Consider the following 12,840-nt stretch of genomic DNA (forward strand, 5'->3'; position numbering starts at 1 on the left):
ATCTGACCGCCCACACCCCAGCCGTTGACCACCGGTCACCGGCCGTCACCCCATGCCCGAAACCGTCACGCAACGCGGTCACGCTGAATGCTTACGTTCTCGCCATTTGTCAGAGCTTCGAAATCCGTCGGGAGCCGGTGGGGAAACGCATCCGCGTACAGATCTCCCTGCTCGACGGTCGGCAGGAGGACCAGGCCGGCCAGGCGCCTTGGTAGGGGGCATGGCGGCGGTGGCAGCCGCGAGCAGCGGCTGAATTACAGCCCACGGTTATCGCGCCTGTCCGCGCGTTGCACGACGCTCGAGATCCGGGCGCGCGACGCCCCCGCGAGCCCGTAGCCGGTGCGGCCGCAGGAGGCCGCATCACCGGTTTTCAGCTGGTCGTGTTCGTAGCCACGCTGTGGACCGGACAATGCGAAAGCCGATGTGCGTGGAAAGGGACCACGAACTGATGATCCCCTTTCGTGCACCGACACCAGAAGCAATGGCCGGATAGCGATCTGTTGTCCGTCGGGCGGCGCCTTCGGAAACAGCCCAGGTGTGCGGACGGAGCCGGAGGGCACACTTCCTGTCACTACAAAGCAGCACAACGGACAACAGGCGGGTGAACTCGCATGAACGGCCATAAGATCAACGACGCCTCGGCACCCTCTGCTCCGACCAGGGTGCGGGGCGACGGCTCCGAGAGCATCCACCAGGCGCGCGAGGCCTCTCGCACCTTCGCCGACAGCCTCACTCGGGCCCCGGATCCTGCCACGGCCGAGTCCCTCGTCCTGGTGGTTTCCGAACTCACGACGAACGCGGTACGTCACGGCGGCGGCCGGTACACCCTCGAGCTCTCCGCCACGTCGGACTCCCTGACCGCAGAGGTCAGCGATCCCAGCCCTGCACCCCCGCGTGAGCGCGCACCGGACCTCAACGGCGGCAGCGGGGGCTTCGGCTGGCACATGGTCCGCCGCCTCGCCAGCGAGCTGACGGTCACGTACGGGCCCAGCGCGGGCAAGACCATCCGCGCCCGACTCGCGTACTGAACCGCACCCGGCTCCGACGGCCGGGTGCGGTGAAATGAGGACCTGCCCAACGGGGTGGCGGCGACACCGGACCACGGAACGGCCTCGCAGTCGGTGACGGGAACGGACCCGGCCTCGTTCGGCGACGCACATCAGCGGGCGTACCGCCGGCTTCCCTTATGCGCGGAGGCAGAGAGTTACGCCTGGATCAGACCGCTGATCTCCCGCGGGGACAATCCCGTAAGCTGAGCGATGCGGGGGGCGGGGATACCGGCGGTGAGCGCGCGGTGAACGAGAGCCTCCGCACCCTCGGTCATCTCCCGAAAGCCCGCGAGTTCCGCCTCCAGGTCTGCGACCGACTGGGGCGCCGACGCACGGTGAATACGCAGACTCTCCTCCTCGCTCAGCGGAACCGGCAGGCTCTCGGCACCGTCGGGGAGCAGCGCCTCAGCATCAGCGAGAAGAATCCTCACCTGCTCCGACGAGGCGGAGACTCCGTGAGCCTGCAGCCATCCGTGCACGGCCGGTGTCTCCGCACACGCCAGAGCGCCGACGGAGGCCAGAGCGACGCCTACCCGGGGGTAGGCGTCAGGAAGCAGGAACAGGCGAGCGTCGTGGTCCATCGCGTACAAGCACCTTCTCGGTCGGGCGTCAACGATCCCCTGATATTAGCCGTCAGATCCGGCATGGAATTCGCGCCACCACGCCGGATTCCCGCACCACCGAAAGCCGGTACGGGAATCCGGGTGAGTGACCGACGCACATCAGGTACCCAACTCCCCCCTCTGACGATCACGCAATGCCCGGGACCTCTCGTGAAACGACGGTGATTTCATTCGCCGGACCGAATTCGACGCCCGGTCGTCCCTCTCGCACCGCCATGGTCTACTTCGGGCCGCCCTCCTTACGGGGCAGGCCCATCTCTTCGCGATCCTCCGCCAGTCGTTCGTCGCGCTCCCGCTCGTTCGGGCGCCTCGGCATGCCACGGCTGTGTCCCTGGTCGGGGTCGCCTTCGACTTCCTTGTTGGACTTGTGGTGATGCACCATGGCCGTCTCCTTGCCGTATCGGTGCGGCCGCATCCATCGTGGGGTGCCCACCGGAACCGTCCCGGCTGCGCGGGGGAGTCGACACCCTCGACGTTTAGCTCCAGGAGTCCGCGCTGCTGAGGGCGGGCGGGGAAGGACGCAAAGTTCAACAGCATGAGTCCTTCGCTGGTGAGCCTGCAGATGCCCCGCCAGTCATCCGGCGGCGCCCTCTTTCAAGTGTCTCCGACGGCGCGGTCCACCGCCAGGCAGTTCCTGCGTTCCGCGTGCGCTTCACGATGCCGTCCGCGTCGACATACACTCGCCGGACTCCCGAGCGACAGTTGGCGCCCGGTGGCGAGGCCGGCAGCGGATCCGGCACCCGAAGTCAGGGACGCCGAGGGGCCGGGCCTCGCACGCGGCGGCGGCTCGGCGCGGGAACCATCCGCACGAGGCCGTGGACGACCGTGTCGATCAGGTCGTCGGCGGGTGCGTCCGTTCCGTGCGTCAGCAGTCGTGCCAGGGTCTGCACCAGCGGGGGCGAAGCCATGACACGGCGGTTGAGCAGCGGGCGGTAGCCGTAGCGGGCGAACACCAGGTCGGCGACTGTGCTGCCCAGGCGGTAGTAGCGCCCCCAACGGCGATTCACCTCGCGCGGGTAGTGGTGAAGGGCCTGCTCCCGCGCCGGGCCGTAGGGACGGTGCAGGGCGAGGGCCACGGTCTCGGCTGCGACCTCACCCGCCTCCATGGCCTGGACGATTCCCTCGCCGCTCCATGGGCTCACCATGCCGCCGCTGTCCCCGACCAGGAGCAGACCACGACGGTACTGCGGCCTGCGGTTGAAACCCATCGGCAGAGCGGCGCTGCGCAGGGGGGAAACGGCGTTCGCCTCTCGCAGCTCCCAGTGCGAGGGCAACCGGGCCAGCCACGTGTCCATGGTGGCCCGGAGGTCGACCGCTCCGTGCTTGCGGTGCGGGAGAGCACCCAGACCGACGTTCACACGCCCGTCCCCCAGCGGGAAGATCCACCCGTATCCCGGCAGATCACGCCCGGTACGGGAGCAGAGCAGGTCGGCCCAGAGTTCGAGGTAGGGGTCGTGCGTGCGGGCTTCGCTGCGGTAGTAGCGACGGGCGGCCGTAGCTATCGGGGCCCGGGGGTCCCGCTCCAGCCCCATGGCCAGAGCAGTGCGGGCCGAAGCCCCGTCCGCTGCGATGACCAGGGGGGCACGGTAGTTCCTGGGGCGTTTGTCGCCACCCGCGACGGCGCTCACGCCGACGATCCGTCCGTGGTGGTCGGTGAGAGGGCACGTCGCCTTCGTGTCCAGGCACAGCCGGGCTCCAGCAGCCACCGCCTGCCGGGCGAGGATGTCGTCGAAGTCGTGCCGGGTGCGGGTGAGGCCGAAGTCCGGATGGCTGCCGGAACGAGGCCAGTCGATGTGGACCTGGCGCCCGCCGCACACCCACCGCATCCCCTTGGTGCGCATCCAGCCCGGGGCCTCGATGTCGATCCCCATGCGGACCAGCTGCTGCACGCCCCGCGGAGTGAGGCCGTCCCCGCACACCTTGTCCCGGGGAAAAGTCCCCTTCTCCAGCAGTAGTACGTCCACCCCGGCCCGGGCCAGGTACAACGCCGCGGCGGAACCGGCGGGCCCCGCGCCCACCACGATCACCTGTGCCTGGTGGTCCCCCGTACCGACACCCTCACCTGGCTCCACTGACTGACTCCTCAAGAGCGAGGCGGGCCGGGAATTCCGACCGCGCACCGGCATGCCGTCCGCTCGGCAGACCCGGGTGCGGGGTCGTGCGGACCCGCGCACCGAGCACATACCCGCCCTGACGCTTCGACACCCGTCCCGCCCTCAGCGGCAGGCAAGCGTCCTGACGTCAACGGGCCAAGGGTTGTCCCGCAATCCCTGGCGGGCGCGCGACGACGGCCCTCATGGGAGGAGTGCCGACGCGCGTGCCGAGGCGGTCAGAGGACCTCGGTCCCCTCGACGAGGCGGAAGGGCAGGCCGAGCAGGTCGGCCGCGGCCTTCAGGTCCTTGGCCCGGTGACCCGTGCACAAGGCCCAGTGGTGCCCGATTCCGGAGGCCGACCAGGCGTCGGTCCACTCTCCGGGATCGACACCGAAGTCGACGCGGGATGTGGTGTTGCCTATCGCCAGCAGCGGGCCCGGGACAACTTCGCCCTCGGACGCGATGAACACGAACGCACCGTCGGCCTCCTGCCCCAGGCCGAACGTGGTGACCGGACCGTGCATGACGTCGAACTCGACGCTCACACCCCAGCCACGATTGCCGTGGTAGACACCCAGACCGCGAAGCAGCGGTCCGCGGAGCTGATGGCGAGATGCGCCGGCCCGTCGTGACCCATCTCGACTACGCCGTCACGGAAGTTGAGGGCCTGGAGCTCGGTGAAGGACCCTCCGGCCTGGGGCACGTCACCGTTCAGATGCTGGTACTCGGCCTGGTCTTCAACGCCCTCGCACTGACCTGCGACAGCGTTTAGGGGTTGCTCGCGCCCTTCACCCGGAGCTGGTTCACGCATTCCCCCTGAGAGGCTCGCCCTGGTGGGCGGAGTCGGCGGCCTCACGATGCTCGGACTGGGCGTGACCGTGGCCGTGACGGGGCGCAAGAACTGAGGCCTGTCCGGCGGATCGTACCGGGCGGCCCGTCGGCGCTGGAGCATCGTGGCGCGGCGCTGGGGAAGGCGCTGGGTGGAGCGGGTCGAGTCCGTCGATAAATGCCTCGACAGCGGGCGCGGTGGTTGGGATGCTTCGCGTGATGATCAGAATCAACGACACGCCGCCCGCATGGGACGAGCGCACCCAGCTCACCACGTTTCTCGACTACGCACGTGACACCGCCCGCGCCAAGTGCGACGGCGCCTCCGCGGAGGATGCCCGCAAGGCACTCCTGTCGAGCTCACCGCTGATGACCATGAGCGGAGTGATCAACCACCTCCGTTGGGTCGAGTACTACTGGTTCCAGGTGGTCTTCCTCGGCGAAGAGAACCGGGGCCCCTGGACCGAGGAGGATCCCGACCGCGAGATGCGTATCGCCGTCGACTTCCCGCTCACGCAGTTGCTCGACGAGTACGCCGAACAGAGCGCCCACTACCGCGAACTGGTCGCAGGGAACGGCCTGGACAAGCAGGCCCAGCGAGCCGTCCGCGACGGTCTCCATGTCGACCTGCGCTGGATTCTCCTTCACCTCACCGAGGAGACGGCCCGCCATAACGGCCACCTGGACATCCTGCGCGAGATGCTCGACGGCACGACCGGCGACTGAGGCCTCCCGTTTCGATCCGGCGAAGATCACGGGGCAGAGTCAGAGCCGGATCGAGGCGACCGTGATGGTTGGAAGAGATGGCGGCACCTGACCCCGGCCCCATGAACCCGCCGAAGAGCTGACCTCGCAACAGTCACATGACCCGCCGGACGGGCCCTGGGAAGTCCGAACGTCCCGCGCAGGGGGTGGCCCCGCGCCCGGTGACGCGTGCGGACGCCGCCGCTGTTCGGGCCGTCAGCCGATCGGGAGATGGTCGCGCACCGAGTGCGCGGCCGACCGGACGTCCTCCACCCTGTCGGTCACGGCTGCGTTCACCGTGTGACCGGCCTTCCGAGCGCCGCGGCTGCCGGCGGCGGCCGCGGCACGAGACCGGTAGGCCAGTGAGGGCTTGCCATGGGTGTCCGCAGCCGCGATCAGCAGCGCGCCGAACAGGGAGAGGTTCTTGGTGAACTGGACACGCTGGCGGGCGCGCTCGTCCGCGTCCTCGGCCCTCCACCAAGCGTGCCCTGCAAGGGTCGTGGGCACGAGTGAGGCGGCCAGCGCGAGCGCGGACGCGCGGGGGAAGCGTCCAGTCGCCAGGAGCGCGCCGGCGCCGATCTGTACAGCACTGTTGATCCGCACCAGCCGCACCGTGTCGTTCGGCAGTCGGGGCACATGCCCCGCGGCGAGCTGCGCCACCGGCTCGGCGGCGGGTGCCACGGAGTGCGGGTCGCGCAGCGTACGAAGCCCGCCGGAGATGAAGACGGAGGCGAGCAGGGGGCGGGCGGCTGTCCTCAGAATTGCCATGGTCCGCGCATGCCCGGGTTCATGTGGGACACTCACCCGGATTTCGGGCGATGCCGCGCGGCACGGCAGTTGTGCGCGGCAGCGGGCCCGGCGTGCCCGCCTATTGCCGGAGATTCGGCGAACGTGGAACCGCGCTGGGGCTCGTGGGCTTCCAGATCTACTTCCTCTCCCTGTTCGTCGGGGCAGCGGAAACGACTCTGCCGACTCTCTGCGCGGCCTTGGCCATCGGGTTCGCCTGCAGCGCGGTGGTGAGGTTCGCCGTCGTCCCGGAGACACCCCGGCGCGTGCTGACGCGCCTGCGTGACGCCTTCCGCACACGGCTCGCCCAGCTCGTCTCCATGCAGATCCAGATGCTCGATGCCGATCCCGGACAGCTGGAGAAGGTACTCGACGACATGAGGCGGCGTACCGCACGGCTGCACGAGGCTGCCCTGATGATCCAGAGCCGCCTGGAGGAGGGCACGAAGGACGCGGACAAGGCGGCATTGCTGCAACGCCGGGTGGCGGAGGCCGAGATCGCGACGGAGCGGCTGGGCATGCTGTTGCTGAACGCCCGTAGTGCCGAGCGTGCGGACACCCTCACACTCCATCTGCCGAACGCGCCCGTGCCGCTCACCGGTGACTGGCGGCCGGCGGAGGACGACGCGACCATTGCCCTGCGCCGGGATCTGGCTGCTCTGCACCTGCTGGTGGTCAGGCCGACGTCGAGCGACGAGGGCACAGCGGTGGCGCACATACGCAACAGGCTGCTCGGCTACCGCGAGGAGGAGAGGTTGCCGGCCGCGTCCGCGGCCATCCAGGACGCCTTCCGCGGCATCGGTGAGGCAGCGCGGTCCGTCCTGGGACTGCGACTCGCGCTGGACGGGCCCCAGGACGAGTCGGACGACTCGCCTGCCACCACCCGCTCCCGCGAGGAGTTCGACGCCGAGGACATCGCGCTCGCCTCGTCCGAGGAGGCCGGGGAGGACGACCGCACCGGGTTGCGGCGTCCCACCACCAGGGCGGCGTTCCAGGTGTCGGTGGGTTCGGTCCTGGCCATCATCGGGGGCGAACTCCTATCCAGCCAGCGCTGGTACTGGGCCGTTCTCACCTGTTGGGTGGTCTTCCTCAACACGGCCTCCACCGGGGAGATACTGGTCAAGGGCTACCGCAGACTTCTCGGCACACTGCTGGGCGCTGTCGCGGGTGTCGCACTGGCGGGGGCGGTCGGAGGCAACACCTGGCTGGCGTTCGCGCTGGTGCTGGTCTTCATCTTCGCGATGTTCTTCACCGCCCCGCTGTCGTACGCGGTGATGTCCTTCTTCGTCACCGCGATGCTCGGCCTGCTGTACACCTTGCTGAACTCCTACAGCTTCGACGTGCTCGTCCTGCGTATCGAGGAGACCGCGATCGGCGCGGCCTGCGGCGTCATCGCCGCCGTGCTCGTGCTGCCCGTGCACACCGACCGCCGCACCGACGAACTGCTGGGCACGGTCCTGGACCGGCTGGGCGACGTCGCATCCGCGGCGGTGGAGCAACTCGGGGGCGGGCCAGCTGCCGACCTGCTCGGTAAGGCCCGCGATCTGGACACGGCCCTCGACGAACTCCGGGCTTCGACGACCCCTCTGACGTATCCGATCACTCCCCTGCGGGGCCGGAGACAGACCGTGCGCTACCTGGTGGCGCTGCTGGAGACGTGTGCCTATCAGGCCCGCTCGCTGGCGGCGACCGCGGAACTCCTGCCGCACAGCAGGACGATCGCGGCCGATCCCCGCCTCCACCGGGCCGGGCGGCTCATCGCCTACAACATCGCGGTCCTCGCCGCGCATGTCGAGGACGAGGCGGCGAGCGGCGAGGTTCGGTGTCCGGTGCCAGCATCGCCTCGACGCTGCGGGACGACGGCTCGGGCACCCCGGCTGCCGGTACGGTGACTTCGCGCGTGCTGCGGCACCTGCAGCGGCTCGACGAAGGGGTCGTCGGCCTCGCCCGGCCGCTGAACGTGCCCGTCGCCGACCAGCAAGCCCGGAGCGAAGGCCGCGGTCCTCTGACGGCGTTCCTCAATCCCCGGTGGGGGTGAATCGCATCGGCCCTGACCGCACGACTGCGGGTGTGTCCGCGGTGAGCCTGTCCGCCTGCACACCTGCCCTCGCCTCGCACATCACTCCGAGTGACCACGGCATTGTCATACGGCATCGGTCGACGTCATCAGCACAGTGTCCTCGGACCGGCGCCCCGGGCTCCGCACCGCTTCGAGAGGCTCTCGGCGGACTCGACTCGCGGCCGCATGCCCGCGGGCGCAGCCTGGAGGAGGGGCAACCACCCTCGACGGCCGGCGTGGGCCGTCTCGGCGCTCACCGTAGGAGGAGCTCACAGGTGTCTCACAACATTCCGGGCATCAATCCGCAGGCCGCCCCGAGCGGAGAGGGCTGCGCAGACTGTCTGCACGGGGACGGGCCCGGGTGGTGGTTCCATCTACGGCGCTGTGCCGAATGCGGGCATATAGGCTGCTGCGACACCTCACCCTCCCAGCACGGAACGAAGCACTTCCAGGAGACCGGTCATGCCGTGGTCACCAGCTTCGAACTGGGAGAGAACTGGTACTACAACTTCGAGACCCAGCAGCTCTTCGACGGGCCGCCGCTCGCCTCACCCACCTCGCACCCGGCCGAGCAGCCGGTTCCGGGTCCTGCAGGGTCAGTCCCGTCTGAGTGGCAGCAGCGGTTGCACTGACGAGGGCGGCGTACCGGAGTGTCGGACCACCCTGCGCAAACCGGCCGGCTCGCCGCAAAGGCCCCCCGTTCTCACAGGCTGGTGAGCAGATCGTCCAGTGGGGCGGGTACGCGCTCGGGGTCCAGGGCTTCGACGAGAACACGGCCATAGTGGATCTTGCGTCCCTTCTTCGTCCCGAGGAATCGCCGCAACTGCTGTTGCGAGGTCCGCCCCTGCTGCGCAGGCTGTCGCAGGAAGGTCTGGAGAGCGCGCAAGTCGCCCTCCTGCTGGACGAGTTCCGCCACACGTGCGACGCCGAGCGCGCGAATCAGCTCGTCCTCCAGGTCGGCGGCGCAGACGAAGAACCCCTGCGATGCAGCGCCCGCGCGCTCCAGGCCGCGGGTGTAGAAACTGCGCTCCGCCTCGTCGCACAGTCCCGTGAGGCGCAGATTCAGACAAGGGGGGCCCAGGATGTGGGCGAACCTCCCCACGCTCATGGCGCCGCCCATGGGCAGCACACAGACACCTTCGTCGGCCAGGTTCCGGCCACGGCTCCGGGTCAGCGCGTCGACCGCCGCGGCGTCGCTGGGCCCTTCGAGCAGGACGACCGTCCGGACGGAGAGTCCCACGGCGAGATCGCGTGCGACTTCACCGTCGCCGCCGGCCGCCCATGCGGTGACCGCCTCCCGGAACGTCGCCATGTCAGTCACGGGTCGAGTCTCCGCCCCCGCCGGCCGACGCGCCAGGCGTTTTCCACGGGCCCGCCGTTCGCCGCACGGTCCACTCGGGAGCGCCGGCGTGCTGCCTCTCCCGCGAGTCCGGCACCTGAGGAGGTGCACCGGGCACCGCACCACGGTTGCCCGGGCGATCCTGGCGGCAGCGCCTCCAGCCATTCGTCGGACAGGCGAACGGGCGGGACACGCACGTGCGCACAGCGAAGCGTAGGCTTCGCTCGGTGCGGACGGGGGCGGATCACATGACGACCGAGACGGCGCAGAGGTGGGGTTCGACCCTCGATTCTGTGGTGGTGTACGAGCAGGGTGCGATGTGCCGCCGCCTCGCCCGGGGCAGCGTACGGCAGGGCGAAAGCGTGCGCGTGGTCGGACTGCCACGCTCGATGGATCCCGATTCACTCAGGGCCCGGGTCGTGGGGCCCGACGGTGTCCGCGTCGGGGAGGCGCGGATCGAGGTCGATGCGGAGACGGTCGACCCCACCACTCATGACGAGTTGCAGGCCGAGGTCGAGCGCCTGCGCGACGAGTGGGCGGCGATGCGGGGGCGACGGGACCGCACGCTCGGTCTGGTCGAGGAGGTCAGGGCGCTGCGCCCGGTTCCACCTCCCCGCAGGCGTGACGACCCGCACCGGCGCACCCCGGTGGATGCCTGGCTGGAGCTCGGCACCTTCGTGGACGACCGCCTGAGGGGACTGCACGACACCCTCCGGGAGGCGGAGGAGTCCGCGCGTCGGGCCGAGCACGCGCTGGCTGTCGCCCTCGACAGACTGGCCCGTGCATCGACGGACACCGTGGCCGACGCCCGGTCAGCGCGTATACGCACCGCTGTGTCGGCTGTCCTGAGGGTCGATGTCCCGGGCACCGGCGATGCGGAGGTGGAGGTGGAGGTGGAGGTGGAGCTTGAACTGGAGTACGGAGTACCGGGGGCCGTCTGGGTGCCCGCCTACCGGCTCACCCACCGGCGGGGCGAGCGCACCGGCCGTATGACGCTGCGCGCCTCGATCGCCCAGCGCACCGGCGAGGACTGGACCGGCGTGTCCGTCGCCCTGGCCACCGCGGACCTGCGCCGGGACACCGGACTGCCGAAACTGCGCTCGATCCGGATCGGGCGCCGCCAGCCCTCCCCCGCACCCTCCGGCTGGCGCGAGCCTCCGGCAGGACTCGCCGATCTGTTCACCGGATACGACGGGGCCGGCCCTCGCCCCGCGACAGCACCCGTGCCCGTGCCCTTAGCCGGCATGGCCGGGTCTGCTCCACCACCACCGGCCCCGCAGGCGTACGGCGGTCCACCCGCTGCGGGCCCGGTACCGGGTGGCCCGACGAGCGCGGCTCCGGAACTCTTCGCCGGCGGCACGCCAGGCCCGGCGCAGCCCGGCCGGACGCGTTCGGGCGGCAGGTCGTTCGCGGCTCCGGCCGCCGTGGCGCCCCCGGCTCCGGGTGGGGTGCCGTCCGTACCTCCGGCACACGTGTCCGGTCCACCGCGCCCACGTGACGCCGAGCTGGATTACGCGGCCCTCGTCGGGTGGTGAAGAGCAGGGCCGGCGTCGCGACGTTGAACGCGAGGCCGGTCAGTACCATCCGTGCACATCGAAATGGAACAAAATAGAGCACCGGCTGTTCTCACAGATCAGCATCAACTGGCGTGGTAGGCCCCTGACCAGCCACGAAGTCGTCGTCAGCACCATCGGAGCGACCACGACACGCAGCGGACTGTCCGTCCACGCCGAGCTCGACCCGGGCGCCTACCCCACCGGCGTCACCGTCCCCGACACCGTCATGCAACGCCTGCCCCTGACGCCGCACGAGTGGCACGGCACGTGGAACTACACCTTGCGTCCCGAACCGATCGCTCCCGAACCGCCCCCGCCCAGCCCTGAGTTCGGACGCTTTCCCACCGGCGACAAGCTCCCCATGTGGCTGCGGCATCCCAGCCTCACCGGACTCGAACCCGCCGTCTTCGATGATCTCGCCGCCCGTTACCGGGCCTGGTGTGCCGAGCACCCGCCGATCTTCCTGCCCGGCAAACGCCCCGACGGCGGCCCCGGCGCCGGCGGCAGACGACTCTCCGTCTCCGACCAGCTTGTCGTCTTCCTCCTCACGAAGCGCTGGTCCATGGCCCAGACGCCACTCGCCGAGGCAACCGGCCTGGCCAAGAGCCGGATCGGCGCGACCCTCCGGGAGGCCACACCTGTGCTCACCGCGCTCGGGTACACGGTCCCGGTCGGCGCCCTCACCGTGACCACGGCACAACAACTCGCCGAGATCGCCGGGCACGACCTCACACCCCCGTAATCCCCACCAAGATCTAGGAGTTATTGATCGGCAGGCCCCTGCGGTAAGGGGCAGCGGCCCCGTTGGTGCTCTCGCTCATGCCGTAGCCGCGACCTACTACCAGCGCAAGACCTACGGCACCACCCGCTAGCCACACCTTGACGTCAAGGTGTGCTCACAACCCGAGGAGCCACGCATATATGACCCGCCATAAGCATTGCCTGCCGGATGATTGGGCAAGCGACCTTCCCCGCTGGGCAAGCGGCAGCGGCGGGAAGCCGCCAAGAAGGGCATCTGAGGCATACGGACGCCCCAGCCGGGGTCCCGCTCCCGCATCGGGGAACCCCGATGACACCGTCACCGCGCCGGGACGAGCGGTATCCAGGACGTCGTACCACGGCGAGCACAGCTGGGGACCTTTGTGGTCCTCATGCCGGTTCGGCAGCCTCCACGAACCGGCGCTGGACATCCGCCACCAGGTCGTGAAGCCGCCCCGGCAGGACCCCTTCGTCCGCCATCCACCGGTCCAGATTCGGACTCAGATACCGTGCCGTCCAGCGCCCGTGGCGCCGCAGCGCCGAACGGTGGGTCGAGATCTCCTCCTGGATCTCCCTGCGGAGCTCGTCGGTCCAGCCCTGACTTCGGTCCCCAGCGTCCAGGTGAGCCTTGAGGGCGGCGACCGCGTCGTCTAGGACCGCGAGCAGGTCCACCGCGCCTCCGGCCGATCGTGGAAGACATCCCGCGCCACCTGCGTCGGGGACCGCCAGCATATTCCTCAACCGGGCACCCTACGAGGGTGATTACGGGCACCCTCGATCGCCTGCGGCAGGCGATCGGGTACCCCGGGCGGTGGGCAGAGCAACCCGGCAGTGTCCGGGCGCGCGGCTGCGGAGCGTGGCGCTGGCGGTCGCGCCGGATCGCGCCGGATTTCGGCAAGCCCCCGCAGAGCTCAGACCCGAATCCGCAGGTAGTGCGGGGTGTGTGGCAGCTGATATGGCGACAGGTGCACTTTGCCGGTGAGAAGATCGAGGTTCCTACACCG

10 protein-coding genes and 5 pseudogenes are annotated in these 12,840 nt (G+C 69.8%); 8 read left to right on the forward strand and 7 right to left on the reverse strand.

Translation table 11 applies throughout. The annotated features are described in order from the left end of the window. Positions 1–215: pseudogene (locus ACFU5K_RS29115) on the forward strand (hypothetical protein); the annotation flags it as partial. Between the two features lie 396 nt (positions 216–611). Beyond that, a complete protein-coding gene (locus tag ACFU5K_RS29120) occupies positions 612–1,028 on the forward strand; it encodes an ATP-binding protein (RefSeq protein ID WP_384066889.1) in 417 nt (138 codons plus the stop codon). 176 nt (positions 1,029–1,204) lie between these two features. On the opposite strand, the gene ACFU5K_RS29125 is transcribed toward ACFU5K_RS29120, so the two are convergent. The 4 genes and pseudogenes from ACFU5K_RS29125 to ACFU5K_RS29140 form a co-directional block, all read right to left on the reverse strand. Continuing rightward, positions 1,205–1,630, reverse strand: a complete 426-nt coding sequence (locus ACFU5K_RS29125) for a DUF6003 family protein (protein ID WP_384066891.1) — start codon at positions 1,628–1,630, stop codon at positions 1,205–1,207. 262 nt (positions 1,631–1,892) lie between these two features. After that, positions 1,893–2,054, reverse strand: coding sequence for a hypothetical protein (locus ACFU5K_RS29130; protein ID WP_384066893.1), 162 nt, complete (start codon positions 2,052–2,054; stop codon positions 1,893–1,895). Between the two features lie 364 nt (positions 2,055–2,418). Then, complete coding sequence (locus ACFU5K_RS29135; RefSeq protein ID WP_384066895.1) at positions 2,419–3,744, reverse strand: geranylgeranyl reductase family protein; 1,326 nt, start codon at positions 3,742–3,744, stop codon at positions 2,419–2,421. A 257-nt stretch (positions 3,745–4,001) separates the two neighbouring features. Continuing rightward, a pseudogene (locus ACFU5K_RS29140) lies at positions 4,002–4,459 on the reverse strand (arabinose isomerase); the annotation flags it as partial. Here ACFU5K_RS29140 and ACFU5K_RS29145 point away from each other — a divergent pair. Beyond that, positions 4,457–4,670, forward strand: a pseudogene (locus tag ACFU5K_RS29145) (LysE family translocator); the annotation flags it as partial. The pseudogenes ACFU5K_RS29140 and ACFU5K_RS29145 overlap by 3 nt on opposite strands. Positions 4,671–4,812: 142 nt before the next feature. Further along, positions 4,813–5,319, forward strand: a complete 507-nt coding sequence (locus ACFU5K_RS29150) for a DinB family protein (protein WP_384066896.1) — start codon at positions 4,813–4,815, stop codon at positions 5,317–5,319. A gap of 234 nt (positions 5,320–5,553) precedes the next feature. Here the strand turns inward: ACFU5K_RS29150 and ACFU5K_RS29155 are convergent, their stop codons facing one another. Continuing rightward, complete coding sequence (locus tag ACFU5K_RS29155; RefSeq protein WP_384066898.1) at positions 5,554–6,105, reverse strand: DoxX family protein; 552 nt, start codon at positions 6,103–6,105, stop codon at positions 5,554–5,556. A 101-nt stretch (positions 6,106–6,206) separates the two neighbouring features. Between ACFU5K_RS29155 and ACFU5K_RS29160 the strand changes: the two are divergent. Both ACFU5K_RS29160 and ACFU5K_RS29165 read left to right on the forward strand, forming a co-directional pair. After that, a pseudogene (locus ACFU5K_RS29160) lies at positions 6,207–8,161 on the forward strand (FUSC family protein); the annotation flags it as partial. A 296-nt stretch (positions 8,162–8,457) separates the two neighbouring features. After that, positions 8,458–8,814 (forward strand): UBP-type zinc finger domain-containing protein, encoded by a 357-nt coding sequence (locus ACFU5K_RS29165; protein WP_384066900.1) that lies wholly within the window; start codon positions 8,458–8,460, stop codon positions 8,812–8,814. Positions 8,815–8,885: 71 nt separating this feature from the next. Here ACFU5K_RS29165 and ACFU5K_RS29170 read toward each other — a convergent pair whose 3' ends face one another. Beyond that, positions 8,886–9,503 carry a TOPRIM nucleotidyl transferase/hydrolase domain-containing protein gene (locus tag ACFU5K_RS29170; RefSeq protein WP_384066902.1) on the reverse strand — a complete coding sequence of 206 codons (618 nt, stop codon included), beginning with the start codon at positions 9,501–9,503 and terminating at the stop codon, positions 8,886–8,888. 266 nt (positions 9,504–9,769) lie between these two features. Between ACFU5K_RS29170 and ACFU5K_RS29175 the strand changes: the two genes are divergently transcribed. After that, positions 9,770–11,056, forward strand: a complete 1,287-nt coding sequence (locus tag ACFU5K_RS29175) for a DUF4139 domain-containing protein (RefSeq protein ID WP_384066903.1) — start codon at positions 9,770–9,772, stop codon at positions 11,054–11,056. A gap of 43 nt (positions 11,057–11,099) precedes the next feature. Beyond that, a pseudogene (locus tag ACFU5K_RS29180) lies at positions 11,100–11,819 on the forward strand (ISAzo13 family transposase); the annotation flags it as partial. A gap of 407 nt (positions 11,820–12,226) precedes the next feature. On the opposite strand, the gene ACFU5K_RS29185 reads toward ACFU5K_RS29180, so the two are convergent. Next, positions 12,227–12,508: a hypothetical protein gene (locus ACFU5K_RS29185; RefSeq protein ID WP_384066905.1), complete on the reverse strand. Its 282-nt coding sequence runs from the start codon at positions 12,506–12,508 to the stop codon at positions 12,227–12,229. Positions 12,509–12,840: the final 332 nt, after the last annotated feature.

This window comes from Streptomyces sp. NPDC057428 (assembly GCF_042803195.1).
Classification (GTDB): Bacteria; Actinomycetota; Actinomycetes; order Streptomycetales; family Streptomycetaceae; genus Streptomyces.

Bases quoted from the DNA above. Each gene is read 5' to 3' on its own strand.
- ACFU5K_RS29120 (WP_384066889.1), top strand. From the start codon at position 612: ATGAACGGCCATAAGATCAACGACGCCTCGGCACCCTCTGCTCCGACC.
- ACFU5K_RS29125 (WP_384066891.1), bottom strand. From the start codon at position 1,630: ATGGACCACGACGCTCGCCTGTTCCTGCTTCCTGACGCCTACCCCCGG.
- ACFU5K_RS29130 (WP_384066893.1), bottom strand. From the start codon at position 2,054: ATGGTGCATCACCACAAGTCCAACAAGGAAGTCGAAGGCGACCCCGAC.
- ACFU5K_RS29150 (WP_384066896.1), top strand. From the start codon at position 4,813: ATGATCAGAATCAACGACACGCCGCCCGCATGGGACGAGCGCACCCAG.
- ACFU5K_RS29155 (WP_384066898.1), bottom strand. From the start codon at position 6,105: ATGGCAATTCTGAGGACAGCCGCCCGCCCCCTGCTCGCCTCCGTCTTC.
- ACFU5K_RS29175 (WP_384066903.1), top strand. From the start codon at position 9,770: ATGACGACCGAGACGGCGCAGAGGTGGGGTTCGACCCTCGATTCTGTG.